This is a genomic window from Brevibacterium sp. SIMBA_078, assembly GCF_046534565.1.
Taxonomy (GTDB): domain Bacteria; phylum Actinomycetota; class Actinomycetes; order Actinomycetales; family Brevibacteriaceae; genus Brevibacterium.
In genome coordinates, this window is sequence record NZ_JAWRYQ010000002.1 from 224,633 (window position 1) to 250,213 (window position 25,581).

Genomic DNA, 25,581 nt, shown 5'->3' on the forward strand with positions numbered 1-25,581 from the left:
GGCTATCTCCCCCCGCTCACCTGTGTGAGAACGAGATCGTTTCGATGGATGACCTCTTTACGGTAGTCATTTCCCAGACGGGTGCCAAGTTCCTCGGTTGTGGAACGGAACATCAGCGGCAGCTCGTCCGAGGAGAAGTTCGACATACCGCGGGCGATGACCTCGTCGTCGAGATTGCGGATCTCGACCGGATCCCCTGCTTCGAAGTCCCCGCTGCAGGAGGTGACTCCCGCGGCGAGCAGGGACGTGCCCCTCGAGAGCACGGCCGTTTCGGCTCCTCTGTCGATCGTGACCGATCCGAAGGTCCGGGCGAGGTGGCGCAGCCACAGCAGGCGGGTGCCCCGTCGTCTGTGGGTGACGGCGAAGTATGTGCCCACGGTCTCCCCCGCCAGCGCCGAGGCGGCCTGCGGTGCCGAGGTCAGCACGGCCGGGATCCCCGAATCGGCGACCATGATGGCGGCGTCGACCTTCGTGGCCATTCCGCCCGTGCCGATTCCGGCTGTCCCGACTCCGCCGATGGAGAGGTCGTCGAGGTCACCAGGTCCGTGCACGCGGCCGATCAGGCGGGAGCCGGGCTGGTCCGGGGGTCCAGAGTAGAGCGCATCGACATCGGAGAGCAGCACGAGCGCATCGGCGTGAGCCAGGTGAGCGACGAGAGCTGCCAGCCGGTCGTTGTCTCCGAAGCGGATCTCCTCGGTGGCCACGGCGTCGTTCTCGTTGACGATGGGCAGCGTGCCCAGGGCCAGGAGTTTGTCGATGGCTCGCTGGGCGTTCTTGTACTGGGTGCGTCGGATCAGGTCATCGGCGGTGAGCAGCACCTGGCCGGGAACGAGGTCGTAGCGTCCCAGCGCCCGCGTGTATGCGGCCATGAGCAGTCCCTGACCGACCCCGGCCGCTGCCTGCTGGCTGGCGAGGTCTCGAGGGCGCTTCTTCAGCCCCATCGGCTCCAGACCGGCTGCGATCGCGCCGGAGGAGACGAGAATGACCTCGTGACCGGCCGATCGGTGGGCCCCGATGACATCGGTGAGCGCGATGAGTTTGGCTTCGTCGAGTCCGCCGTCGATCGTCGTCAGCGAGGACGATCCGACCTTGACGACGATGCGACGGGCTCGGGCGATGTCGTCACGGAACGATCCTGCGGAAGAATCCGCCTGAGCTGCGGCGGTCACTCCTCGCCGGCTCCCTCACCAGACTCTGTCGCAGGTGCACCGAGGCGGCTCTCACGGAGGGAGCGTTCGGCCAGCCGCTCCTGTTCGAACTCGGCCCGTGTGGCGGCCTTCGCGTCCATCTTCTCGTGATAAGCGGCCTTGCGTTCCTTGCGTGTGGAGCGCGTTTCCTCGTCGAGTCGGGCGTCCGATCCGCGGGAGCCGAGCAGTTCGGCTCCGCCGACGGTTGTGGGGTCCCAGTCGAAGACGACGCCGTCGTCTCCGCCGACGACGATGGTGTCGCCGGGTTTCGCTCCGGCCTTGAAGAGAGCCTCTTCGACGCCGAGGTGCTCGAGGCGGTCGGCGAGGTAGCCGACGGCTTCGTCGTTTCCGAAGTCCGTCTGCTGCACCCAGCGACGAGGCTTGTCACCGAGGACGCGGAACAGCGGTCCGTCGGAGGTGCGTTCGGAACGGACTTCGAATCCCCGATCGTCGACGGCCTTCGGCCGGATGACTACGCGCTGCGGTGTCGCTTCGATCTCGGCGCGACGTTCCCGTTCGGCGAGCACGAGCTCGGCCATGGCGAACGAGAGTTCCCGCAGACCCGCGTGGCTGACTGCCGAGATCTCGAAGACCCGGTATCCGGCGGCTTCGAGATCGGGCCGGACGATATCGGCGAGGTCGCGACCGTCGGGGATGTCGACCTTGTTGAGCGCCACGAGCTTCGGGCGCTGTGAGAGCGGCAGGAGTCCGCTCCCGTCGTCGAGGTCGACGGCATAGGCGGCGAGTTCGGATTCGATGATCGTGAGGTCGGATACGGGATCGCGTCCGGGCTCCCAGGTGGCCATGTCGATGACATGGACGAGGCCGGCACAGCGTTCGACGTGGCGGAGGAACTCGAGGCCGAGTCCCTTGCCCTCCGATGCGCCGGGGATCAGTCCTGGAACGTCGGCGACCGTGTAGCGGGTGTCGCCGGCCTGGACGACCCCGAGGTTGGGCACGAGTGTCGTGAATGGGTAGTCGGCGATCTTCGGTTTGGCGGCTGACAGCGCAGCGATCAGGCTCGACTTGCCCGCCGATGGGTATCCCACGAGGGCAATATCGGCGATCGTCTTGAGTTCGAGCACGAGGCTGAGCGTCTGTCCGGGCTCTCCGAGGAGCGCGAAGCCGGGGGCCTTGCGCTTCGTCGAGGCCAGCGCGGCGTTGCCGAGCCCGCCGCGGCCACCGGCGGCTGCGGTGAATTCGGTTCCCTCCTCGACGAGGTCGGCGATGACGTCGCCGTTGGTGTTCTTCACCACGGTGCCCTCTGGGACGTCGACTATGAGGTCTCTGCCGTCGGCGCCGTGGCGCAGATCGCCCTTGCCTATCCCGCCGTCGTCGGCGCGCACGTGCGGACGGTGGTGCAGGGGAAGCAGGGTGGTGGTCTGACGGTCGACGCGGAAGATGATGTTGCCGCCGTTGCCGCCGTCGGCGCCGTCGGGCCCGCCGAGCGGTTTGAATTTCTCGCGCCTTATCGAGGCACACCCGTTCCCACCCGCGCCTGCGGCGAGGTGAACGGTGACACGGTCTACGAACTCGGTGGCCATAATGTCCTTATATCAGATGAAGGGTGAGTCGTTCGACTCACCCTTCATGCTCCCTTTTCAGGGAGAGATCATATTGACGACGGAACGGATCCGGGAAGGATCAGGCTCCGACGATGTTGACGATCTTGCGACCGTTGCGGGTTCCGAATTCCACGGCACCTGCGGTCAGTGCGAAGAGGGTATCGTCTCCTCCACGGCCGACATTCGCTCCGGGGTGGAACTTGGTTCCGCGCTGGCGGACGATGATCTCGCCGGCCTTGACGGCCTGGCCGCCGAAGCGCTTCACGCCGAGGTACTGTGGGTTCGAGTCGCGACCGTTGCGGGTCGAGCTGACTCCCTTTTTGCTTGCCATGTGAGAAGTCTCCTCTTACTTGATGTTCGTGATCTTCAGACGGGTGAGGTCCTGGCGGTGGCCCTGACGCTTCTTGTACCCGGTCTTGTTCTTGTACTTCTGGATCACAATCTTGGGACCGCGGAGTTCACCGGCGACCTCAGCGCTGACCGAGACCTTCGCCAGAGCGTCGGGATCGGTCGTGACCGTCTCACCGTCGACAAGAAGTACGGCATCGAGTTCGACGCTGTCTCCAGCCTTCGCCTTCATTCGGTTGACTGTGATGATATCGCCGACGCTCACCTTTTCCTGGTGGCCTCCGGCGCGGACGATGGCATAGACCATGGTCGAACCCTCTTTCTGTTGAAAACAAACGAACGGCGGTTGTCCCTTGGCTGCAGCAGAACGCGTCCCGCAGACATCCCATTGAGAGGAATCACCAGCCGTGGTGCGTCACGCGCACCGACGATCAATTCTAGTCGAGAGTGCACAGCAACGGCAAACCCGTCGCCCTTGCTCGAGTGGAAGACCTGCCCGATGTGAGCCATCTCTCGTCCACCCCCCTGTGGCGGGCGACTGCCGCCGACGCTTTGACTCAGCTTTCGCGTGACTCCGCGATGCGCTCGTGCCGGCGGATGACCTCGGCGACGATGAACGCGAGGAACTTCTCGGCGAACTCCGGGTCGAGATGGGACTCCTCGGCGAGTTCTCGCAGCCGGGCGACCTGCCTGGCTTCCCGAGACTCGTCGGCCGGGGGCAGACCATGGTCGGCTTTGAGTTCGCCGACTCGCTCGGTGAGTTTGAAGCGTTCGGCGAGGAGGTGAACGAGGGAGGCATCGATGTTGTCGATGCTGCCTCGCAGCTCCTGCAGCCGGGCGACTGCGCGTGTCCTGTCGTCTCTGTTCTCATCCACGCTCCCAGTCTATCGATGCCTGGACATGCCTGTGCCCCGCGTCCGAATGGCACGGGGCACAGGCATCCTTGATCGGGGCGTCGCTCTTGTCTCGAGGCGGTCGAGACTCAGGCGGGCTGGTCGACCGGGACAGCGTCGGTGGTGTCCGGGTCGTTCAGAGTCCCGGCCTTGCGATCGGCGAGATACTTCTTCATCTCCTTCTTGACCACCGGCATGAGCAGGTAGAGGCCGAGGATGTTGATGAAGGCACACATGAACAGGGCCGCATCCGCGAACTCGACGACCTTGGAGAAGGTCGCCACACAGCCGACGACGACGAAGAGGCAGACCAGCGTGCGGAAAACCGTGACACTGGCCTTCGCGTTGCCGAACAGGTAGCTCCATGCCTGCTCACCGTAGTACGCCCACGTGATGAGGGTTGAGAAGGCGAACAGTGCGACGGCGATGGCCAGCAGGATCGGGTACCACGAGGCGACCGTGGAGAAGGCATCCGAAGTCAGTGCCACTCCACCGATCTCACCGGCACCCAGATCCTCCCGGTACGACGCCTGGTTGGCGACGATGATCGTCAGTGCCGTCATCGTGCAGACGATGACAGTGTCGATGAATGGTTCGAGGAGTGCAACGAATCCCTCGGAGATGGGGCGACGCGTCTTGACCGCCGAGTGAGCGATCGCAGCTGATCCGATTCCTGCCTCATTCGAGAAGGCCGAACGCTGGAAGCCGATGATCATGACTCCGACGATGCCGCCGGCCACACCCTGCGGGTTGAACGCGCCGGCAAAGATCTCGCCGATGGCGTTCGGGATGTTCGCGTAGTTGAGTCCGAGCACGAGGAGGCACGAGATGACATAGAAGATGGCCATTCCGGGTACGAGTTTGTCGGTGACCTTGGCGATGGAGCGGATGCCGCCGAGGATGACCAGGGCGACGAGAGCGGCGAAGATGATTCCGAAGACGAGCGAGGCGAAGGGGCCGGCCAGGAATCCGTCATCGCCGCCGGTGGCCGTGCGGACCTGGGCGAAAGTCTGGTTGGCCTGGAACATTCCGCCGCCGACGACGCCGAAGATGAGGATGGCGATGGCGAACAGTCCGGTGAGCACCGTGGCCACCGGCTTGGAGAAGCGGCGGAAGGCCACAGGGAGGTACTTGAACGGACCACCGTGAACCACACCGTTCTCGTCGATCTCGCGGTACTTCACTCCGAGGGTGCATTCGACGAACTTCGTGCACATACCCAGAAGTCCGGCCACGATCATCCAGAAGGTTGCTCCAGGTCCGCCGAGGGCGATGGCCACTCCGACACCGGCGATATTGCCGAGACCGACGGTGCCCGACAGCGCAGAAGCCAGTGCCTGGAAGTGGCTGACCTCACCCGGATCGGACTTCGAGGAGAATTTTCCGCGGATGATCTCGAGCGACAGCTTCGCTCCTCGAGCTTGGATGAAGCCGAAGTAGACCGTGAAGACCGCTGCGGCGAATATCAGCCACAGAACGACGAATGGAAAAGAGATCTCTCCGATGGTGATCGGAAAGAAGATGATACTGCCGAACCATGTCGCGATCGGATCGAACCAGGAATTGATGGCACCGTCGACCGGCGAGGCCGGCGCTGCTGAGATATGAAGATTGTTCATAGTGTGACAACCTACTGAGACTTGCGTCACATTCAAGCGTTCCAAGTTGTGGGACGGTTTCAGTTATCGAACCGTTACGAAACTGGCCGTTCCACGACTGTTTGAGATTCCCGTCTCATTACCTGGCCTAGACTGGGAGCATGACTCAGAACCCCCAGCAGCCAGATCAGCGACCCACTCGAGCGTCGAACCCGACCACTGATCGCGGCCCCGTCCCCAGCGGAGATCCGAGCACTCATATCCAGGCCGGACACAGTCAGCCCGCTGCCTATCCCGGAGCCGAAGCCGTGACGAATCCCAACGGCCACTATGGTTCGCAGGGCGCTCAGTCCGGGGCGGTCGGCGGCTCGGGAACGACGGCGCCGTACGGTCCGCCGGCCGGTGCTCAGGCGAACACCGGTGCGCCACCGCACCACCGTGAAGGCGCACCGCTGCCACCGGCACCGCAGAGACCCCGCTCGGACGGACAGCCCGCCGATCCGGGTCCGGGTCCGGCCGCCGGGTCCGGGCCCGTCTCGCCACAGACTTCTCCCCCTGGGACCAGACGGTCGCCCGTGCAGACACCGGATTCCCACCGCGGCCCATCTGCCTCGGGGCAGGGGAATTCTGTCCCCACGCGCATCGTCTCCCCCGATGGCGAACGTGTCCGAGAGAAGCCGGCAGGCGGGGTTTCGGGCTACTTCGCCATCGTCGGCGCCATCGTCCTGCTGCTCCTCGCCGTGCTCCTGGGCATCATCGGGTTCGTCATGACCTTCGCCCAAGTCGTCGTCGGTGTCGTCCTCTTCATCGTCGCCGTCCTCAGCTTCATCGCTTCGATGTTCCTGTTCAAGGGCTGCACCTCGGTGGCGCCCGGACATGCCGTCGTCCTCCAGCTCTACGGCAAGTACGTCGGAACGGTCAGGCAGTCGGGTCTGCGATTCGTCAATCCCTTCTACACGAAGGATCAGATCTCGACGCGCATCCGCAACCATGAGACCTCGACGCTGAAGGTCAATGACCTCGACGGCAATCCGATCGAGATCGGCGCTGTGGTCGTCTGGCAGGTCCGCGACACCGCACAGGCGATGTTCGAGGTCGATGACTTCGAGGAGTTCGTCGCGATCCAGGCAGAGACCGCCGTTCGGCACATCGCGAACTCCTACGCCTACGATTCCTCGGATCCGCGCCGCATGTCGCTGCGCGACAACGCAGACGAGATCACCTCACGGCTCTCCGATGAGGTCGCCGCCCGCGTCATGGCCGCAGGCGTCACGGTCATCGAATCGCGCATCACGCAACTGGCTTACGCTCCGGAGATCGCCCGTGCCATGCTCCAGCGCCAACAGGCCACGGCCGTCGTCGCCGCCCGTCAGCTCATCGTCGAAGGAGCTGTGGGCATGGTCGAGACGGCGATCGAGGAGATCGAAGGACGGCAGATCGTCAGGCTCGGGCAGACCGAACGCAGCGACCTCGTATCGAACCTGATGATCGTCCTCTGCGGTGACCAGGCCGCACAGCCGACGATCAGCACCACCCGCAACCAGCAGTCGGCAGGCTGACCGCCAGGACCCGGAGTTCACCGCACGCGACTGCGCCCCGTCGACGTCATCCGTCGGCGGGGCGCTGTCTTCTGCCTCAACTCAGGACAGGCGCTCAGTCCTCACCGATGATGACGAACGAGGTGGGCAGCTGCTCCTGCTTGGGGGCAGGGGCCTTCTTCGCCGGTTCGCGCTTCTTCGCCGGAGTGCTCTTGACCGGTTCGGCGGCGGCGACCTTCGTCTCGCTGTCGGCGCCGATCATCAGCGGCAGATCCTTCGGTTCTTCGGCGACCGGCTTCTGCTCGGCTGCGGACTTCGTCTCTGCCGACTCCTGCTCGTTGCTGCTCGTCTTCGCGTTGCCGTTCGATTTCTCGTTGTCACTCAACTTCTCGTCGCGCGTCTCGGTCTGCGAGTCATCGCTGCGGTTCGAGCGAGAGCGGCGGCGTCCGTTGCGCGAACGCGGGCGGGACTTGGCGTTCTCACCGTCGTTCGACGAGTCATCGGACTGAGTCTGAGCGTCGGATGTCGATTCGGTCGAATCGGCATCATCCTTCTTCAGGGTGGCTTTCGCAATCGCGGCGACAGCCGACCGAGAAGCATCCGAGGACACTGTCTCATCAGTCGATTCGGACTCATTGTGCTTGGACTTCGAGCCTGAGTCGCCCCGCCGCTTGCGGTCACGACGGTTGTCGTGGTTCGAAGAGCGGCCGCCGCGATGGGCCTTCGATCCGTCTTCTTCCGAACCCGGCAGCAGCAGTCCCCGACCGGTGAGGTCCTCGCCGGCGCTGACCAGGGATTCGGCGAGTCCGGTGCCGATGCGCTTGCGCGTCATCTGCACGAGTCCCAGCGATGTCACCTCGGCGACCTGATGCTTCGTCCGGTCGCGACCGAGGCACTCGACGAGGCGGCGCACCACGAGGTCGCGGTTGGACTCGAGCACCATGTCGATGAAGTCGACGACGATGATTCCGCCGATGTCGCGCAGGCGGATCTGCCGAATGACTTCCTCGGCGGCTTCGAGGTTGTTGCGGGTCACCGTCTCCTCGAGGTTGCCTCCGGAGCCGGTGAACTTGCCGGTATTGACGTCGACGACCGTCATCGCTTCGGTGCGGTCGATGACGAGTGAACCTCCCGAGGGCAGATTCACGGTGCGCTGCAGCGCCTTCTGGATCTGCTCTTCGATCCTGTAGTGGCCGAAGATGTCCTCGTCCTCGTTGTAGCTGTGGACGCGATCGAGCAGGTCCGGGGCCACGGATTCGACGTACTCGTGGATGGTGTTCCATGCGCCGTCGCCGTCGATGACGAGCGAGCTGAAGTCCTCGTTGAAGACATCACGGATGATGCGCACGATCATGTCCGGCTCGCTGTAGAGCAGCTGCGGGGCCAGCACCTTCGTCGACTTCGACTTCTTCTCGATCGTCTCCCACCGTTTGGCGAGACGTTCGACGTCACGTGACAGGTCGGAGTCGGTGGCGCCTTCGGCAGCGGTACGCACGATGACGCCGTTCGAATCGCCGACGAGCTGTTTGAGCAGCTTCTTCAGGCGTGCGCGTTCGTTGTCGGGCAGCTTCCGCGAGATTCCGGTCATCGAATTGCCCGGTACGTAGACGAGGAACCGGCCGGGCAGAGAGATCTGGCTGGTCAGACGGGCGCCCTTGTGCCCGATCGGATCCTTCGTCACCTGCACGAGCACGGCATCGCCGGGGCTCAGCGCGGTTTCGATGCGGCGCGCCTTGCCGTCCATGCCGAGGGCGTCCCAATTGACTTCACCGGCGTAGAGCACGGCGTTGCGGCCCTTGCCGATATCGATGAATGCCGCCTCCATGCTCGGCAGCACGTTCTGGACCTTGCCCAGGTAGACGTTGCCGATGAGCGAGGACTGCTGACGGTTCTCCTTGAGGTAGTGCTCGACAGCGATCCCGTCTTCGACGACGACGAGCTGAGTCTGGTCGCCGCTCTCCCGGACCAGCATGGTCCGGTCGACGGACTCACGTCGGGCGAGGAATTCGGCTTCGGTGATGATGGGGCGGCGACGTCCGGCTTCGCGGCCCTCCTTACGACGCTGGCGCTTGGCCTCGAGGCGGGTCGAACCCTTGAGCGAGGTGACTTCGTCGCGGTCGGTGCTGCGGGTGCGAGACCGACGACGGCGCCGACGGCGCGAACCGCCGTCGGAATCGTCATCACCATCGTCCGAATCCGAATCGTCGGAGTCGTTGTGGTCGGAGGCTTTGTGATCGGAGTCTTTGTGATCCGACTTCGAATGTGAGTCCTCGGCGTCCGAATCGGAGCGCTTCGAACCGCGGTTGTTCGACCGAGATCCCCGCTTCGACGACTTCGCGTCCTCGTTGCCTGCAGAGTCCGAGGAGTCGTCCTCGGAGTCCTTCGAATCGTCGGCGTCCGAGGAATCGTCGTGGGAGTCATCGCGACCCCGCGATCGGCGCCCGCGGCCGCCTCGACGCCGACGTGGACCGTTGGAGGAATCGTCCTCACCATGCTCGTTCTGACGGCTCTCCTGCGAGGACGACGTCTCGTCATCGGAGGCCTGGGAATCATCCCAGTCGTCGTCGGAGTCATCGTCTTCGATCGTGACGACCTCGGCGTGTTCGGCCTTCGGCACCTGGAAGATCAGGCCGCCGTCATAGGGCACAGCCGGAGTGGTCCGGGGTTCGGGTGCGGCAACTGGAGCGGCAGGTGCCGCGAAGGGATTGCGCGGATCGAAGCCCGGCGACGCCTGCGACGCGGAATCGGACTCATCATCGCCATCGGCGTCGTCTGCGTCCTCGTCGTGATCATCGTCGTCCGAGTCTCCGCGGACGAACTCCTCGAAGATCAGTCCCCGATTGGCCACGGCATCTCGTGCGGACTTCTGCCCGCCTCGGCGAGGGGTCGGTTCTGCGTCGTCCTCGTCCTCGTCGTCGCCGTCATCAGCATCGCCGATACGCAGTGATTCGGCCGCCTCAGCGATGTCATCGAGGCGCGCACGCACACTGTCGTGGACATCCTCGTGTTCGGCGTTTTTGGCACCCGCCGACTGCTGCAGATTCGCGAGGTCCGCGAGAATGCCTTCGGTCGGATCTGTCGACTCTGTGCCGTCGTTCGACGTATCGTTCATCGTATCTCCCAGTCCGAAGACGCCGTCCACACCGTACGGATCTTCGGATCCTTGCATGGTCCGCAATGGACCGAAACCTGTGGATGGCACATCCGGCTCGCGCTCAGCGCGTAGGCCTTCCGTGCTGCCTCATCTTGTTGTCGACCTGCGAGGTCATACCCTCGACTCGGTGGAGGCACTTCTCCTGTTCGGTGTGGGAACAGGTATCCGTCCGACCATTATGTCACAGAAGTGCCTCTGCACTGAGGTTTCGATGGGTACGGGGTTTGCCGCACGGGACATGGCCAGGCATTCTTGAGGAGTGAACACCACACTGACTCAATCCGATGACCTCGAGTCCGCCGACACCACCTCATCATGGGTGCTCAGATCGGTGCCGTTCGGGATCTTCCTCATCATCGCCTCTGCCATCGGCTTCCTCGCCTCGTTCTCCCTGTCGGCGGAGAAGTACGAGAAACTGGCGAATCCGGACGTCGTGCTCTCCTGCGACCTCAACCCGTTCTTCTCGTGCGGTTCGGTCATGGAACATGCCGAAGCCGAGCTGTTGGGCTTCCCCAATCAGCTCATGGGCGTGGCGGCCTTCATCATCCCGCTGCTGCTCGGTGTGCTCATCCTGTCAGGCACCCGGCTGCCCCGCTGGGTGATGGTGGGACTGAACATCGGACTGGGCTGCGGCGTGGCGTTGGTGATGTTCCTGTTCTACGTCTCGATCTACAAGATCGGAGTCGGCTGCCCGTGGTGCATCATCGTGTGGACCGTGACGATTCCGATGTTCATGGCTGTCACCGCCCGCAATCTGCTTACCGGCGCCTTCGGTCGGCGCGCCGCCGACAATGCCGTGCTGCGGGTCCTGGCGAAGGAGAACATCGCCTTGTCGGTGCTGTGGATGCTCATCATCTTCGCCTGCATCGTCGTGCAGTTCTGGGCGTTCTTCTCCAATCTGCTCTGACCGTGAACCGAATCCAGTGAGGGCGCCCCACCGTTCGGTGGGGCGCCCTCACTGTTTCGACCGGTGCGGCTCAGTCGTCGGCCGCGTTCGGTCTTCTGACTGTCATCAGCCTTCAGCCGGGTACCAGATTCCGATCTCGCGTTCGGCCGATTCTGTGGAATCGGATCCGTGGACGAGGTTCTTCTGCACCTTCTCACCCCAGTCGCGACCCAAATCGCCGCGGATCGTACCGGGAGCAGCGGCCGTCGGGTCGGTGGCGCCGGCCAGGGACCGGAAGCCGGGGATGACGCCCTGTCCGGAGGCGATGATCGAGACGATCGGCCCTTCGGACATGAAGTCGACCAGCGGCTGGTAGAAGGGCTTGCCTTCGTGCTCGGCGTAATGGGCTGCCAGTTCGGCGGCTGTGGCCGAACGGAGATCCAAGGCGTCGATCGCATAGCCCTTGGCTTCGATTCGGGCCACGATCTGTCCGACGAGTCCGCGAGCGACTCCGTCGGGCTTGATGAGGATGAGCGTACGTTCCATTCCGGTCCTTCCAATGTCGTGTGGACGTCGGTCCACAGTCTACCCGGGCACCGTGGCGCTCCCGCCTCGGTGTTCTCACAGTTCAGCTGCGCGCGGCGACCTCACGATCGATGCGAGCCGACCAGTACACGGCCACGGCCCACAGGGCGATGAACAGCGCCGCGACGAAGAACATCGAGGTGAGCGCGAAGCCGGAGGCCAGCAGCAGCCCCTGCACGACCCACCCGATGATCACACCGGGGCGTTTCGCACCGATCCGCCGCGGCAGCAGGATGACGGCGATGATGGCCAGCACGGCGATGACCGAGGCGCCGATGAGCAGCTGTGCCAGGGTCAGGGTCTGCGCCGACTTCACCGACAAGCCGAATGTCGTGAGCACGGCGAAGTAGACGACGACGAGCTCGCAGATGAGGATCGATCCGCAGAGCACGGGGTACTTCGATTTCATCCTTCCTCACCTCGTCCGAGGAGCAGGCGCGCTTCGGCCACTGTGTAGATGGAGCCGGTGACGACGATCCCCGGACTCTTCGCATCGACGCTGTTGGCAAGGTCGATGGCCTTCATCAGGGCCGCATTGAGATCGGAGGCGACGATGACGGAATCCTCGTCGACCCACTCCCGCGCCGCCTCGGCGAGGTCGTCGACCGGCAGCGCACGGGAGTTGAGATTCTCGCTGACGACGAACACATCTGCGCTGCGATGGAGCTCTTCGATGACACCGTCACTGTCCTTGTCCGCCAGCATCGCCAGCACGATGACGACATAGTCGAAGTCGAACGCCTCGGCGAGGGTGTCGGCCAGCACATGTGCGGCATCCGGGTTATGGGCGCCGTCGACGACGACGCTGGGTCCCGTGCGCAGGAGCTCCGCACGGCCCGGTGAGGTCACCCTGGCCAGCCCCTCGGCCACCGTCTCCTGGTTGAGTGGCTTGTCTTCGGCTCCGAGGAAGGCCTCGGCTGCCACGATCGCGACCGCGGCATTGTGGGCCTGGTGAATTCCGTGCAGCGGCAGGAACAGGTCGGAGTAGACGTCTCTGCGGCCCTGGACCGTGATGAGCTGACCGTCGACGGCACGCTGCCGGTCGAGGAGACGGAAGTCCCGCTCCTCAGCGGCCAGCGGAACCCCATGGCGGGCAGCTTCCTCGTCAAGGACCGACTGTGCGGCCTCGTCCTGGACAGCAGACACGGCAACAGGTTCGGGAGCCGGGCTGTCCTCAACGCTGCGATCGAGGATTCCAGCCTTGGTCGCGGCGATCTCCTCGATGGTGTCTCCGAGGAACGCCTGATGATCGAGACCGATCTTCGTGAACACGCACACGTGGGCATCGGCCACGTTCGTCGAATCCCATTGTCCGCCCATGCCGACCTCGGTGACGACGACATCGACCGGAGCATCGGCGAACACCGCGAAGGCCAGCACGGTCAGCGCTTCGAAGTAGGTGAGCTTCGCGCGCCCTTCGGCTTCGAGCTGGGCATCGACGATGTCCAGGTACGGGGCGATCTCGTCATAGATGCGGACGAAGGTGTGAGCGGACACGGGTGCGCCGTCCACGGAGATCCGTTCGGTCACCGAATGCAGGTGGGGACTGGTGAACCGGCCGACCCGGAGCTCATGAGCGGAGATGAGCGAATCGATCATCCGTGCCGTCGAGGTCTTCCCGTTCGTGCCCGTGATCGTGATTGTCGGGGTCGCAGTGTGGATATCGCCGAGGATCTCACACGCCCGCCGAGTCGCATCGAGGCGCAGCTCGACCTGCGTCTCCCCCGCCCGGGCCAGCAGCAGGGCATAGACCCGGGCGAGCTCGACCCGAGTGGCGTCATCGACGACCGGTTCGGGCAGAGGTTCCGAATCCGCGTCCTGTTCTGCGGTCTGCGGATCTTCGACAGCGGCCAGCAGCTCCTCAGCTGCTGCCACCGGATCCTCGGCTGGGGTGTTGTCCTCGCTCATGCCCGCTTCACCGCCAGACGGGTGCCGCCGGGGAGCTCTTCGGGGCTGAAGACCTCGGCACCGGCGTCGACCGGGCCGAAGTTCAGAGTGGTCGTCAGGGTCTCACCGGCGATGAGGTCGACGTGAGGCTCGAGCGCGGCGACCACCTCGGTGCCGGCTTCGAGGGTGACGGCGATCCGGTCGGAGATGTCGAGATCGAGCTGCTTGCGGATGCCTTGGATGGCGCGCACGGCATCACGTGCCATGCCTTCGGCCTCGAGCTCGGGTGTGACCCGGGTGTCGAGGGCGAGGAAGCCGGAGTCGAGAGCCGCGAGCTCCATGCCCTCGGTGCCGGATTCGGCCACGGATTCGAGGGTGTACTCGCCGTCGACGAGCTCGATTCCGCCGCTGACGACGGTGCCGTCGGTGACGGACCAGTCGCCTGACTTCGAGGCCTTGATGACCTGCTGGACCTGTTTGCCCAGACGGGGTCCGGCGGCACGGGCGTTGACGACGAGATTCTGTGACAGGGAGAATCCGGCGGCCTCCGCCTCGGCGACGTCGAGGACCTCGACGGTACGCACATTGAGCTCATCGGCGATGATCTCGGTGAAGTCGGAGCTCAGGTCCGTGTCGGTGGCGACGGTCAGCTGCGACAGCGGCAGGCGCACCCGCAGCTGGTTGGCCTTGCGCACCGAGGAGGCTGTAGAGCAGATATCGCGGGTGAGGTCCATCGCCGCGACGAGGTCGGCGTCGGCAGGGAATGCCTCGGCATCCGGGTAGTCGGCCAGGTGCACCGACCGCTGCCCGGTCAGTCCGCGATAGATCTCTTCGACCGTGAACGGCAGCAGGGGCGCGGCCACACGGCAGAATGCCTCCAGGCAGGTATAGAACACGTCGAAGGACTCATGCGTGTCGGTGCCGCCGTCCCAGAACCGGCGACGCGAACGACGCACATACCAGTTCGTGAGCATGTCGAGGTAGCTGCGCACGAGTTCGCAAGCCGCCCAGATGTCGAGGCCCTCCATCGCCTCGGCGAACTCGGTGATGAGGTCGTGCGTCTTGGCCAGGAGGTACCTGTCGAGGACCTGGGACGAGTCGTAGCGCGACTGTGCCTGGTAGCCGGTCTTCTCCCCTGCCGGACCGTCGGCCGCGTTGGAGTAGGTGGCGAAGAACTGCCATGTGTTCCACAGCGGGAGCACGACCTGGCGGACACCGTCGCGGATGCCCTGTTCGGTGACGACGAGGTTGCCGCCGCGCAGGATGGACGAAGCCATGAGGAACCAGCGCATGGCATCCGAGCCGTCGCGGTTGAAGACCTCGTTGACATCGGGGTAGTTGCGCAGGGACTTCGACATCTTCTGCCCGTCGGAACCGAGCACGATGCCGTGGGAGATGCAGTTCGTGAAGGCGGGACGGTCGAAGATCGCCGTGGCCAGAACGTGCAGCAGGTAGAACCAGCCGCGGGTCTGTCCCACGTATTCGACGATGAAGTCGGCCGGGAAGTGGTTGTCGAACCATTCGGAGTTCTCGAACGGGTAGTGCACCTGGGCGTAGCTCATCGAACCGGAGTCGAACCAGACGTCGAAGATCTCCGGGATGCGCTGCATCACCGACTTCCCGGTCGGATCGTCCGGGTTCGGGCGGGTGAGGTCATCGACCCACGGGCGGTGGAGGTCGACGTCTCCGGAGTCGTTGCGCGGCAGACGTCCGAAGTCGGCTTCGATCTCGGCCAGGGAACCGTAGACGTCGGTGCGCGGGTAGGCCGGGTCGGAGGAGATCCACACGGGGATCGGCGAACCCCAGAAGCGGTTGCGCGAGATCGACCAGTCGCGGGCGTTTTCGAGCCAATTGCCGAACTGTCCGTGCTTGACGTTGTCCGGCACCCAGTTGATCTGCTCGTTGAGTTCGACCATGCGGTCCTTGAACTCGGTGACGCGGACGAACCAGGAGGACACCGCACGGTAGATCAGCGGGTTCCGGCAGCGCCAGCAGTGCGGGTAGGAGTGCTCGTAGGATTCGTGGCGGACCAGCAGAGCACCCCGCGACTCCATCGGACCAGTGTGGTTGCGCAGGTCCTTGATGATCGCCTTGTTGGCGTCGAAGACCTGCTGGCCGGCGTAGTCGGGAACGGTCGTATCGAAGCGACCGGCGTCGTCGACGGGACGGGCCGCGGTGATGCCGTAGGAGTCGGTGAGTTCCTTGTCCTCTTCACCGAAGGCTGGCGACTGGTGGACGATTCCGGTGCCGTCTTCGACGGTAACGAAGTCCGCTGCGAGGATCGTGTGCATGTTCTCGCCGAACTCCTCCTGACGGCCCTCGAAGTACGGGAACGGAGGTTCGTAGGAGGCGCCGACGAGTTCGCTGCCGGGGAAGGTGCGCAGAACCTGCGGTTCGGCACCGAGTTCACGAGCATAGGCACCCAGACGTGCTTCGGCGAGGATGAGGGTCTTGCCCTGAAGTTCTTCGGCACCGTCTTCACCGGGGACCACTGCGACGAGCGGGATCTCCGGGTTGACGGCCACGGCCTGGTTCGACGGAACCGTCCACGGGGTCGTCGTCCAGATGAGGACCCACTCGTCGGAGTCCTTGAGTTTGTAACCGAGGGTCACTGCCGGATCCTGACGCATCTTGTACACGTCGTCGTCCATGCGCAGCTCATGGTTCGACAGCGGCGTCTCGTCCTTCCAGCAGTAAGGGAGCACGCGGTAGCCCTCGTAGACGAGGCCTTTGTCCCAGAGCTGCTTGAACGCCCAGATGACGCTCTCCATGTATTCGACGTTGAGCGTCTTGTAGTCATTGTCGAAGTCGACCCACCGGCCCTGACGGGTCACATATTCTTCCCATTCCTGGGTGTAGCGGAGGACCGAAGAGCGGCAGGCGTCGTTGAATGCGGCCAGTCCCATGCGGCCGATCTCGGACTTGTCGGTGATGCCCAGTTGACGTTCGGCTTCGAGCTCGGCCGGCAGGCCGTGGGTGTCCCAGCCGAAGCGGCGGTCGACCTTCTTGCCGCGCATCGTCTGGAACCGCGGGACGACGTCCTTGACGTAGCCGGTGAGCAGGTGACCGTAGTGGGGCAGGCCGTTGGCGAAGGGAGGTCCGTCGTAGAAGACGAATTCGTTCTCGCCGTTCTCGCCGGCGTCGCGCTGGGCGATCGACGCCTTGAAGGTGTCATCCTCCTGCCAGTAGCGCAGCACTGCGTCTTCGATGGCAGGGAAGTTCGGGGACGACGAGAGTCCGAAGGTCGAGGTCGAAACCTTGGGATAGAGAGGCTGAGTCATGAGCGTCCTTCTGGGTCACTGCGGTCACTGTCACGAGGACGACAGTCTGCCGCGGTACCACCTCGCTTATCCGCAGTCCGACCGGTTCAGGACGGTCAGCGGATCGCTCATTCACTCAGACGATGACGGGTCCACCCGTCCGGGTCTACTGAGAACGCGGCGTTTGGAACGCTGGCTCCGTTCTTCCGGATGCTCCCCGGTGATAGCCGGATCGACGCAAGACAATCGTATACCGTCGACTCCGCCCGAGACCACTCGGCGGCGCGGGGGATCTCCCTCGCCGAGGCGGCCGCGGGCTGGAGCCGTGGGTGCTCACAGTCCCCGGTTGCGGGCGACCTTGTGCTGAGCGGCCTGGGCGATCGGTCGGATGACCATGAGATCGACGTTGAAGTGGTGGGGACGGGTGAGCGTGTAGACGACGGCGTCGGCGACGTCGTCCGCGGTCAGCGGGTTCTCGACGCCTTCGTACACCTTCGCGGCCTTCGCCTCATCACCGCCGACGCGTTTGAAGGTGAACTCGTCGGTGGCGACCATTCCCGGTGCGATCTCGATGACGCGCACGGGTTCGCCGGCGAGTTCGAGGCGCAGGGTCGCTGCCATCGAGTGGGTGCCGTGCTTCGCTGCGACGTAGCCTCCGCCGCCTTCGTAGGCCTGATGGCCGGCGGTCGAAGACATGACGACGATATCTCCGCGGCTGGAATCGATGAGGGCCGGCAGCAGTGCTTTGACGACGCGCAGGACTCCGAGGACGTTGATGTCGAACATGTCCCGCCATCCGTCGACCGATGCCTCGGCGACGGTGTCGGTTCCGAATGCGGCGCCGGCATTGGCCACGAGGGAATGGACGGCTCCCCCGGCGAGCACCTGTTCGGCCATGGACGCCACGGCGGCGTCATCGGTGAGGTCGGCGACGATGTAGTCGGCTCCGGTCTCCTCGGCGAGGGCTTTGAGCTTGTCCTCTCGGCGGGCCACGGCGACGACGTCCCAGCCCTGCTCGCGCAGCTGTCGGACCGTGGCCGCACCGATTCCGGAACTGGCGCCTGTGACTACTGCTCTGAGCTTTTCCATCTGTGTTCTCCTCTGTCGGGTCTGTCGGCGGGTTCGTGTCTGGATTCCCGAAGCGGGGATTGCTGTTCGGGTCTCAGTCTACGGAGTCGGCTCGCGGCCGCGTGCGGTGTCTTCTGAACCGAGATCGGTCTCGATCGGTCGGCTCACGGCCGGATCTGACGACGCTGCTTCTTCCGGGGTCGTCGACGCGACAGGTGGGGACCCCTTCGCGCCCGGTCGGAGTTTCTTCACGCTTGGTCGGGTGTACGGGTTGCGGGGCCCGCCTTCGCCGAAGACGGCACGGAAGCCGGGGATCTTCACTGCCACCCAGGTGACTGCGGCACAGACGATCGCATAGGCGATCGGCATGATGACGGCGTGGAGCAGGACGCCGGGCACGGTATCAGGCAGCCCCATGGCATTTCGGACAGGGTAGAGCAGCAGCGGATGGAGGAGGAACACACCGAAGGAATACGGGTAGAACCGGTGCAGCAGTCCGAAGCCTTCGCGCAGATGGAAATGCAGGAGGAGGTAAGCGGCCATGGAGGCGAGGACGACCCCCGGTGCGAGGTATTCGTAAGGGAACATCCACGGCTTCTCACCGGGCCCCAGACCGGCCCAGACCGCGGTTCCGACGACCGCGATGATGAGGCTGACCCACGCCAGGACTGCACCTCTGACCGAGAGCACGATATCGCGCAGCACCCAGCCGAGGATATAGAACCCGGCCATCGGCAGGAACCGAGTGGCGATATTGGCTTCGCCGACGTCGAAGACCATCGACACCCACTGGTCGGCCATGCCGATGCCGAGGAAGATCAGACCGGTCCCCCACTGCAGACGGCGGGAGCCGTGGACGCTCAGCAGGCGGAAGAACGGTGTGAGCAGCGTCAGACCGGCAAGGACGTAGAGGAAGTAGAGCTGGACGAATGGCGATCCGGTGAGGATCGCAATGCCCGGATTCCAGGTTTCGTCGTCGGGCTGCAGGTAGTAGCGACGAAACAGAACGTACACGACCGTCCAGAACACGAGGGGGATGCCGATTCGCCAGACACGTTTGGACAGGAACCTCCGCGGTTTGCTGCCCCGGTCGGGGTCGAGGGCCAAGGCCCCGGAGATCATGATGAATACGGGCACCGACCACCGGCAGGCGGAGTCGATGGCATTGGCCAGCCACCAGTCGGGCCCCATACTCGCGAAGTTCTCTTCGACGACGGTGCCCAGGGAATGGATGGCCACGACGGCGATGATCGCAATCGCACGTGCCGGATTCATCCACGCGGTCGACGTGGGCGGCGGATTCTCTGTCGGAATTCGGTCCAAGGGCGCCATGTGTCCATGATGTCATTGCCCGCGACGCAGGCGACTCACTGCGCCTTCAGGGTGTGAGCCGTCCCACGCCGTCGAGCTGCGGCAGCCGAGGCGGGAGTGCTGCCCTCAAGCTCGGGTGGGGCTTCGCGCGGCCACGGGCGCGAACCGGTTTGGCCGATCGCGAACCGGGTGAGAAAATCAGCAACTATGAACACACCTGCCTTTTCGGACTCGACGCACGAGTCAGTGAACCTTCCTGACAAGCCGGCCCTCGAGGGGCTGCGGGACAAATGGGACGCCGCGTGGAGCGAGCAGAACGTCTACGCCTTCGACGTCGACACCGATCGCGAGCAGGTCTACTCGATCGACACTCCCCCGCCGACCGCCTCGGGGTCGCTGCATGTCGGACACGTGTTCTCCTATACCCAGACCGATATCATCGCCCGCTATCAGCGGATGACAGGCAAGAACGTGTTCTATCCCCTCGGCTGGGACGACAACGGCCTGCCGACCGAACGTCGCGTGCAGAACTACTACGGAGTCACCTGCGATCCCGGCCAGCCCTACGACCCGGACTTCCAGCCGCCGGAGAAGGCACCGAAGAATTCGCGCGACTTCGTCAAGGTCTCTCGCCAGAACTTCATCGAACTGTGCGAGAAACTCTCCGCCGAGGACGAGAAGGTGTTCGAGGACCTCTTCCGCTCCACCGGACTGTCCGTGGATTGGAAGTACACCTACCGCACGATCGATGACGATTCGCGTGCGGTGAGCCAGAGGGCCTTCCTCACCGATCTGAAGAACGGGCATGCCTATTCGCAGGACGCGCCGACCATGTGGGACGTCACCTTCGGCACTGCTGTGGCTCAGGCCGAACTCGAGGATCGTGAGCGCGAAGGCGCGTACCACAAGGTGAAGTTCTTCCCCGAGGGCGCTGATGGCCTGGCCGACACCTCGGCGGAACCGATCATCATCCTCACCTCGCGTCCGGAGCTCATTCCTTCGGTCGTGGCACTCGTCGCCCATCCCGATGACGAACGCTACGCCTCCCTGTTCGGCACGAACGTCGTTTCGCCGCTCTTCGGCGTCAGCGTCGGGATCCGCGCCCATGAGCTTGCGAAGTCCGATAAGGGCACAGGCATCGCCATGGTCTGCACCTTCGGCGACCTCACCGACGTCACGTGGTGGCGTGAACTCGATCTGCCGACCCGTGCGGTGATCAACCGCGGCGGCCGCCTCAACCTCGAAGTGCCCGAGTGGATCGCGAACTCACCGAAGTCCGATGCTGTGGCCAACTATGAGGCACTGGCAGGAAAGACGACGTTCTCTGCGCGCAAGGACATTGCGCAGATGCTCATCGACTCCGGTGACCTCATCGGTGAGATCGAGCCGATCACGCATCCGGTCCCGTTCTACGAAAAGGGCGACAAGCCGCTCGAGGTCGTCACCAGCCGTCAGTGGTACATCCGCAACGGCGGACGGTCGGCCGAGCTGCGGGATGCGCTCATCGCCCGCGGTCGCGAGATCGAATGGCACCCGGCGTACATGCGCTCCCGCTACGAGAACTGGGTGGAGAACCTCAACGGCGACTGGCTGGTCTCCAGGCAGCGGTTCTTCGGTGTCCCGATTCCGCTGTGGTACCGCCTCGACGCTGATGGCCAGCCCGATTACGATGACCCGATCGTGCCCGAGTCGCTTCCGTGCGACCCCATCGCCGAGGCTCCTGCCGGCTTCACCGATGACCAGCGTGATGTGCCCGGCGGGTTCACCGCAGACCCGGATGTCCTCGACACCTGGGCGACGTCGTCGCTGACGCCGCAGCTGCTCGGCGGCTGGTCGCGCGACGAGGAGTTCTTCGACAAGGTCTTCCCCTTCGACCTGCGTCCGCAGGGACACGACATCATCCGCACCTGGCTGTTCTCCACCGTGGTCCGAGCGAACTCGCTCAACGATGCGGCACCGTGGAAGCATGCCGGCCTGTCGGGGTGGATCCTCGACCCGGACCGGAAGAAGATGTCGAAGTCAAAGGGCAATGTCGTGGTTCCGTCGGACATCCTCGGCGCGGCGAAGCCGGGATTCGGTCCCGACGCGGTCCGCTACTGGGCGGCCAGCGCGAAACTCGGTGCGGACACCGCCTATGACGTCACGCAGATGCAGATCGGCCGCCGGCTGGCGATGAAGCTGCTCAATGCTTCGAAGTTCGCTCTGGCACAGGGAGTGCATGCCGGCCTCATCGGTCAGCTCGGTGCCGTCACCCACGATCTCGATCGCGCCCTGCTGGCGAAGCTTGCCGAGGTCGTCGAGCAGGCCGGAAAGCACATGGCCGCTTACGACTATGCTCATGCACTGCGTGTGACCGAGAGCTTCTTCTGGGAGTTCACCGATGACTATGTCGAGCTCGTCAAGGACCGTTCCTACGGCTCATCGGGATCTGACGATCAGCTGTCGGCGCACGTCACCTTGGCCACTGCTCTGGATGTCCTGCTGCGTCTGTTCGCTCCGTTCACTCCCTTCGTCACCGAAGAGGTCTGGTCCTGGTGGCGTGAAGGATCGGTCCACCGCGCCGCATGGCCGGCAGATGAGGCGCTGAGCCATCCGGAATCGTCCGTCGACCCCGAGCTGCTGGCCTCGGTGGCAGCCGCACTGACCGAGATCCGCCGCACGAAGACCGAGGCCAAGGTATCGCAGAAGACCGAGGTCGCTTCGGTGACCATTCAGGCGCCGGCCACCGTCGTCTCCGCGATCACGGCGGCAGAAGGCGACCTCAGGGCCGCGGGCCGTATCAAATCCCTGAGCACCGAGGAAGCCGGCGATGAGATCACCATTGCCTCGATCGACTTCGTCGACCAGGACTGAGCCGAACACCAGCCGGACCTGACGGTCAGCCGACGCACCCTCCGGCACCGCCGGCTGCCCGAGACCCGAACTGGTCCCGCAGAGCCCCGCGGCATTCGTTCCTCCGCAGAGTCGGAGCAGCGGATGCCGTGGGGCTCTGCGCATGTTCCGGAACGGATACACGAAATGACCTGGCTCTGCGCACTCTCACCCGTACTATGGTTATCGACCACTGAAGAACCATTGAAGTCCTCCCTGAACGAAAGGTCCCCAGAACCGTGAGAAGCGAACTCTTTTCCAAGCGCAACGCCGAGGTCCAGAACCAAGAGCGGTGGACGCTCCAGTCGAACAAGATGCTGCGTTCGGTGGTCACGCCGAACGCGCCGATGATAGCCACCAAAGGCGCAATGGTCGCCTATCAGGGAGATGTCCACTTCACCCACCAAGGGTCGAAGTCGGTCGGCCAGTTCATGAAGAAGGCAGCCACCGGCGAGGGCGGGAACGTCATGCGCGTCGAGGGACACGGAGAAGTGTTCTTCGCCAGGGAAGCCTCGAACATCTTCATGATGGCGCTCGAAGGTCCGCAGGACGCACTGACCGTCAACACTGCAAACCTGCTCGCCTTCGACGACGCGCTCAGCTGGGAGATCAAACGCATCAAGGGCGGTGTCGGTGCGATGGTCAGCGGTTCGGGACTGTTCAACCTCGAACTTGCCGGACAGGGCACTGCCGCCATCTGCTGCAAGGGTGAGCCCATGGTCCTCGACTGCTCGCAGCAGCCGACCTTCGTCGACCCGCAGGCAGCCGTCTGCTGGTCCTCGGCGCTGGCCCCGCAGATCAAGACCGACGTCAGCGTCGGCACATTCTTCGGTCGCGGCTCCGGCGAGTCCGTGCAGCTGGCATTCCACGGCCCCGGCTTCGTCGTCGTCCAGCCAGCAGAGAACGCCGTCTACTCAGCCACTACCAGCTGACGCACCTGGCGGCCGTCCACCGTCTCACCACACTGACGCACCCCCGACCTGCTGCTTCTGCGGCGAGTCGGGGGTGTCGTCGTCTCTCCCGCCCATCTCCCTATGGCGCCGCATGGGGCGCCCCTCACCCGTCGTCACTCAACACCTGGGTGCACTACGGTGTTTGGGCAGGACGGGTGAGGGATACGCCAGTACCGGGGCGTTATGACACCAGCGCGGTGGTGTAAGGGCAACGGTGAGGAATGCGAATTCACCGGGACGTCATGCCGCCTGCTGTGCAGGGTATGAGCCGCGGCGCAAGCTGCGCGACAATTCCCGAAAGCGCAGATATGTCGGATTATCTTGACATGTCGGAGAAACCCGACATACGCTCGATCGTGTGAATTCCGATGTCTTCTCGGCCGTAGCCAACGACACCCGGCGCTCGATCCTCGAGGCGGTCCGCACCAAACCACGTTCGGTGTCCGAGCTGACCGCCCTGTTCGAACTCAGTCGTCCAGCGGTCTCCGAGCACCTGCGAGTGCTCCGACACACCGGTTTGGTCCGCGAGGAGCCACAGGGGCAGAAGCGCATCTATCACCTTGAGGCCGCTCCGTTCGCCGAACTCGCAGAATGGCTCCACCCTTTCGAACGCTACTGGCGCGACCGCCTCGGCGATCTGTCCCGGGCACTGGACGAACTCGAGGAATCGGAATCCGCAGACAACCCCGTCACAGACTAGGACGCAGCTCATGACAGACGAACGCACGATCGAAGTCGACCAGTTCCTCTCCCACTCCCCTGCCACCGTCTGGCGGGCGCTCACCGAGCCTGACGTCATGGCGCGGTGGTGGGCCGCCGGTGACATCGCCCCTGTCGTCGGACATTCCTTCACTCTCGACATGGGCGGGTTCGGGAAGCAGCCGTGCACGGTCACCCGGGTCGATGCGCAGCGCCTCCTCGCCTATACGTTCTCCGAGGGCACGCTGGATTCGACGCTGACGTGGACGCTCATGCCCGAAGGCACAGGGACCCGACTCTTCTTGGCTCATTCGGGACTCGACGTCGACTCTCCGCTGGGCCGTCAGGCATTCAAGGGCATGGGATCGGGGTGGCCGGGAATACTGGCCGGGATGGAGCAGGCCCTCCAGGGCGACGACTCGCGCTGATTCTGCGACGACTTGTAGGACGAGCACGGTCGAACGTCAGGTCTGCTCGATGGATCAGGCAGTGGCGACAGTGTGCTCGTGCCCGCCGCGTTCGACCCGGTACTTCCGGAAGGTCGGAAAGGCCACCGCACAGGCAAGCACGAGAACGATGACGGCGACGCCGCCGCCCGCCGAGGCGACCGTGGTGTCTGTAACGGCCGCGACGGAGCCGTGGAGGACGTCTGCGATACGAGGTCCGCCGGCGACGACCACGATGAACACTCCCTGCATCCGACCGCGCATCGCATCGGTTGCGGCCTCCTGGAGCATCGTCTGCCGAAAAGCTCCGGAAACGATATCGGCTCCTCCGCCGACCGCCATCGCAGCCAATGCGACGACGAGCGCAGTCAGCCAGAACCCTGCCGCCAGTTCGAGCGACACCCCGAACACCGTCATCGCCGCACCCCAGACGACGATGGCGACGATGACGGCCAGTCCCTGGCGCTCCACGCGCGAGACCCATCCGGAGAAGATCCCAGCCAATGCGCTTCCGCCGGCCAGCGCAGCGAAGAGCAGCGAGAAGACAATGCCGCCCTCGGGCGGACCGTCGAAGGTCTCAGCGGCGATCTGCGGGAACAGTGCCCGCGGCATTCCGAAGACCATCGCAATGATGTCCACCAGCAGAGAGACCATGACGACGGTGTTCGTCCGCAGATACCGGAACCCGTCGACGATGCCTTTGAATCCCGACCGAGTATCGGGCTGTTTCTGCGGCGGCAGCGACGGCAGTCGGATCACTGCGTAGAGCGTAGCGAACAGGAGCACGGCGTCGATGCCGTAGAGCAGCTGGTATCCGAACAGCGGGATCAGCGCTCCGCCGACGACAGGGCCGACGACGGCGCCCAGTGTCATCACGGTCATGTTCAGCGAGTTCGCCGCGGGCAGCAGGCCGAGCGGGATGATCGACGGCAGCAGAGCTCCCCGCGCCGGCTGGTTCAGGCCGAAGAATGCCTGCTGCATCGAAAACACCGACAGCAGCAGCCAGACATTGTCGATGCTGAGCACCGCGATGAGGGCAAGTATCGCGCTCGTGACGATCAGACCGACCGTCGAGATCACGAGCAGTCTGCGTCGATCGATGACGTCGGCCAACGACCCGCCCCACAATCCGAAGACGATGAGCGGAACCAGCCCGAACGCACCGGCGAGCCCGACATACCCGGACGACCCGGTGATATGGAAGATCTGTGCGGGGATCGCCACAACAGTCATCTGCGCACCGATGACGGTGACGATATTGGCCACCCACAGTCGTCGGAACGACGCGTAGCGCAGTGGTCGTGTGTCGGCCAGGAGTCTCATGCGAAAAGA

The 25,581-nt window shown here is 64.3% G+C and carries 20 protein-coding genes; 6 read left to right on the forward strand and 14 right to left on the reverse strand.

Annotation, left to right across the window (positions count from 1 at the left end):
• Positions 1-2: 2 nt before the first annotated feature.
• The 6 genes from proB to SB749_RS09390 all read right to left on the reverse strand — a co-directional run bounded on the left by proB (position 3) and on the right by SB749_RS09390 (position 5,612).
• Positions 3-1,169, reverse strand: a complete 1,167-nt coding sequence (proB, locus tag SB749_RS09365; RefSeq protein WP_410710108.1) for a glutamate 5-kinase — start codon at positions 1,167-1,169, stop codon at positions 3-5.
• Positions 1,166-2,731, reverse strand: coding sequence for a GTPase ObgE (gene obgE, locus SB749_RS09370; protein WP_410710109.1), 1,566 nt, complete (start codon positions 2,729-2,731; stop codon positions 1,166-1,168). The genes proB and obgE overlap by 4 nt, the downstream gene beginning before the upstream one ends.
• Positions 2,732-2,831: 100 nt before the next feature.
• Positions 2,832-3,083 (reverse strand): 50S ribosomal protein L27, encoded by a 252-nt coding sequence (gene rpmA / locus SB749_RS09375; protein WP_025776788.1) that lies wholly within the window; start codon positions 3,081-3,083, stop codon positions 2,832-2,834.
• A 15-nt stretch (positions 3,084-3,098) separates the two neighbouring features.
• Positions 3,099-3,407, reverse strand: a complete 309-nt coding sequence (gene rplU / locus SB749_RS09380) for a 50S ribosomal protein L21 (RefSeq protein WP_025776790.1) — start codon at positions 3,405-3,407, stop codon at positions 3,099-3,101.
• A gap of 250 nt (positions 3,408-3,657) precedes the next feature.
• Positions 3,658-3,975 carry a chorismate mutase gene (locus tag SB749_RS09385; RefSeq protein WP_410710110.1) on the reverse strand — a complete coding sequence of 106 codons (318 nt, stop codon included), beginning with the start codon at positions 3,973-3,975 and terminating at the stop codon, positions 3,658-3,660.
• Positions 3,976-4,082: 107 nt separating this feature from the next.
• Complete coding sequence (locus SB749_RS09390) at positions 4,083-5,612, reverse strand: alanine/glycine:cation symporter family protein (protein WP_410710111.1); 1,530 nt, start codon at positions 5,610-5,612, stop codon at positions 4,083-4,085.
• 140 nt (positions 5,613-5,752) lie between these two features.
• On the opposite strand from SB749_RS09390, the gene SB749_RS09395 reads away from it, so the two are divergent.
• The gene (locus tag SB749_RS09395; RefSeq protein ID WP_410710112.1) at positions 5,753-7,150 is read left to right on the forward strand and encodes an SPFH domain-containing protein; all 1,398 of its coding nucleotides are present in this window, start codon (positions 5,753-5,755) and stop codon (positions 7,148-7,150) included.
• A gap of 94 nt (positions 7,151-7,244) precedes the next feature.
• Here SB749_RS09395 and SB749_RS09400 read toward each other — a convergent pair whose 3' ends face one another.
• The gene (locus SB749_RS09400; protein WP_410710113.1) at positions 7,245-10,298 is read right to left on the reverse strand and encodes an Rne/Rng family ribonuclease; all 3,054 of its coding nucleotides are present in this window, start codon (positions 10,296-10,298) and stop codon (positions 7,245-7,247) included.
• A 244-nt stretch (positions 10,299-10,542) separates the two neighbouring features.
• Here SB749_RS09400 and SB749_RS09405 point away from each other — a divergent pair, with 244 nt between their 5' ends.
• Positions 10,543-11,190, forward strand: a complete 648-nt coding sequence (locus SB749_RS09405; protein ID WP_181270465.1) for a vitamin K epoxide reductase family protein — start codon at positions 10,543-10,545, stop codon at positions 11,188-11,190.
• A gap of 105 nt (positions 11,191-11,295) precedes the next feature.
• Here the strand turns inward: SB749_RS09405 and ndk are convergent, their stop codons facing one another.
• The 6 genes from ndk to SB749_RS09435 form a co-directional block, all read right to left on the reverse strand.
• Positions 11,296-11,715 (reverse strand): nucleoside-diphosphate kinase, encoded by a 420-nt coding sequence (gene ndk, locus SB749_RS09410; RefSeq protein WP_039210750.1) that lies wholly within the window; start codon positions 11,713-11,715, stop codon positions 11,296-11,298.
• An 82-nt stretch (positions 11,716-11,797) separates the two neighbouring features.
• Positions 11,798-12,163 carry a DUF4233 domain-containing protein gene (locus tag SB749_RS09415; RefSeq protein WP_410710114.1) on the reverse strand — a complete coding sequence of 122 codons (366 nt, stop codon included), beginning with the start codon at positions 12,161-12,163 and terminating at the stop codon, positions 11,798-11,800.
• Positions 12,160-13,662, reverse strand: a complete 1,503-nt coding sequence (locus SB749_RS09420; RefSeq protein WP_410710115.1) for a bifunctional folylpolyglutamate synthase/dihydrofolate synthase — start codon at positions 13,660-13,662, stop codon at positions 12,160-12,162. The genes SB749_RS09415 and SB749_RS09420 overlap by 4 nt, the downstream gene beginning before the upstream one ends.
• Positions 13,659-16,922: an isoleucine--tRNA ligase gene (gene ileS / locus SB749_RS09425; RefSeq protein WP_410710116.1), complete on the reverse strand. Its 3,264-nt coding sequence runs from the start codon at positions 16,920-16,922 to the stop codon at positions 13,659-13,661. The genes SB749_RS09420 and ileS overlap by 4 nt, the downstream gene beginning before the upstream one ends.
• A 312-nt stretch (positions 16,923-17,234) precedes the next feature.
• A complete protein-coding gene (locus SB749_RS09430; protein WP_410710117.1) occupies positions 17,235-17,990 on the reverse strand; it encodes an SDR family oxidoreductase in 756 nt (251 codons plus the stop codon).
• Positions 17,991-18,068: 78 nt separating this feature from the next.
• The gene (locus SB749_RS09435) at positions 18,069-19,301 is read right to left on the reverse strand and encodes an acyltransferase (protein WP_410710118.1); all 1,233 of its coding nucleotides are present in this window, start codon (positions 19,299-19,301) and stop codon (positions 18,069-18,071) included.
• Between the two features lie 186 nt (positions 19,302-19,487).
• On the opposite strand from SB749_RS09435, the gene valS reads away from it, so the two are divergent.
• From valS to SB749_RS09455, 4 genes are all read left to right on the forward strand, one after another.
• Positions 19,488-22,133 carry a valine--tRNA ligase gene (gene valS / locus SB749_RS09440; RefSeq protein WP_410710119.1) on the forward strand — a complete coding sequence of 882 codons (2,646 nt, stop codon included), beginning with the start codon at positions 19,488-19,490 and terminating at the stop codon, positions 22,131-22,133.
• Between the two features lie 257 nt (positions 22,134-22,390).
• Complete coding sequence (locus SB749_RS09445; protein ID WP_082819338.1) at positions 22,391-23,083, forward strand: AIM24 family protein; 693 nt, start codon at positions 22,391-22,393, stop codon at positions 23,081-23,083.
• Between the two features lie 379 nt (positions 23,084-23,462).
• Positions 23,463-23,804: an ArsR/SmtB family transcription factor gene (locus tag SB749_RS09450; protein WP_410710120.1), complete on the forward strand. Its 342-nt coding sequence runs from the start codon at positions 23,463-23,465 to the stop codon at positions 23,802-23,804.
• 10 nt (positions 23,805-23,814) lie between these two features.
• Positions 23,815-24,231 carry an SRPBCC family protein gene (locus SB749_RS09455; RefSeq protein ID WP_410710121.1) on the forward strand — a complete coding sequence of 139 codons (417 nt, stop codon included), beginning with the start codon at positions 23,815-23,817 and terminating at the stop codon, positions 24,229-24,231.
• A 54-nt stretch (positions 24,232-24,285) separates the two neighbouring features.
• Here the strand turns inward: SB749_RS09455 and SB749_RS09460 are convergent, their stop codons facing one another.
• Positions 24,286-25,572 carry an MFS transporter gene (locus SB749_RS09460; RefSeq protein WP_410710122.1) on the reverse strand — a complete coding sequence of 429 codons (1,287 nt, stop codon included), beginning with the start codon at positions 25,570-25,572 and terminating at the stop codon, positions 24,286-24,288.
• Positions 25,573-25,581: the final 9 nt, after the last annotated feature.

Excerpts from the sequence above, each read along its gene's own strand:
- ileS (WP_410710116.1), bottom strand. The coding sequence starts at position 16,922 with ATGACTCAGCCTCTCTATCCCAAGGTTTCGACCTCGACCTTCGGACTC.
- SB749_RS09420 (WP_410710115.1), bottom strand. The coding sequence starts at position 13,662 with ATGAGCGAGGACAACACCCCAGCCGAGGATCCGGTGGCAGCAGCTGAG.
- SB749_RS09400 (WP_410710113.1), bottom strand. The coding sequence starts at position 10,298 with ATGCAAGGATCCGAAGATCCGTACGGTGTGGACGGCGTCTTCGGACTG.
- SB749_RS09395 (WP_410710112.1), top strand. The coding sequence starts at position 5,753 with ATGACTCAGAACCCCCAGCAGCCAGATCAGCGACCCACTCGAGCGTCG.
- SB749_RS09460 (WP_410710122.1), bottom strand. The coding sequence starts at position 25,572 with ATGAGACTCCTGGCCGACACACGACCACTGCGCTACGCGTCGTTCCGA.
- SB749_RS09390 (WP_410710111.1), bottom strand. The coding sequence starts at position 5,612 with ATGAACAATCTTCATATCTCAGCAGCGCCGGCCTCGCCGGTCGACGGT.
- valS (WP_410710119.1), top strand. The coding sequence starts at position 19,488 with ATGAACACACCTGCCTTTTCGGACTCGACGCACGAGTCAGTGAACCTT.
- obgE (WP_410710109.1), bottom strand. The coding sequence starts at position 2,731 with ATGGCCACCGAGTTCGTAGACCGTGTCACCGTTCACCTCGCCGCAGGC.
- SB749_RS09415 (WP_410710114.1), bottom strand. The coding sequence starts at position 12,163 with ATGAAATCGAAGTACCCCGTGCTCTGCGGATCGATCCTCATCTGCGAG.
- SB749_RS09430 (WP_410710117.1), bottom strand. The coding sequence starts at position 17,990 with ATGGAAAAGCTCAGAGCAGTAGTCACAGGCGCCAGTTCCGGAATCGGT.
- ndk (WP_039210750.1), bottom strand. The coding sequence starts at position 11,715 with ATGGAACGTACGCTCATCCTCATCAAGCCCGACGGAGTCGCTCGCGGA.
- SB749_RS09435 (WP_410710118.1), bottom strand. The coding sequence starts at position 19,301 with ATGGCGCCCTTGGACCGAATTCCGACAGAGAATCCGCCGCCCACGTCG.
- rplU (WP_025776790.1), bottom strand. The coding sequence starts at position 3,407 with ATGGTCTATGCCATCGTCCGCGCCGGAGGCCACCAGGAAAAGGTGAGC.
- rpmA (WP_025776788.1), bottom strand. The coding sequence starts at position 3,083 with ATGGCAAGCAAAAAGGGAGTCAGCTCGACCCGCAACGGTCGCGACTCG.
- SB749_RS09455 (WP_410710121.1), top strand. The coding sequence starts at position 23,815 with ATGACAGACGAACGCACGATCGAAGTCGACCAGTTCCTCTCCCACTCC.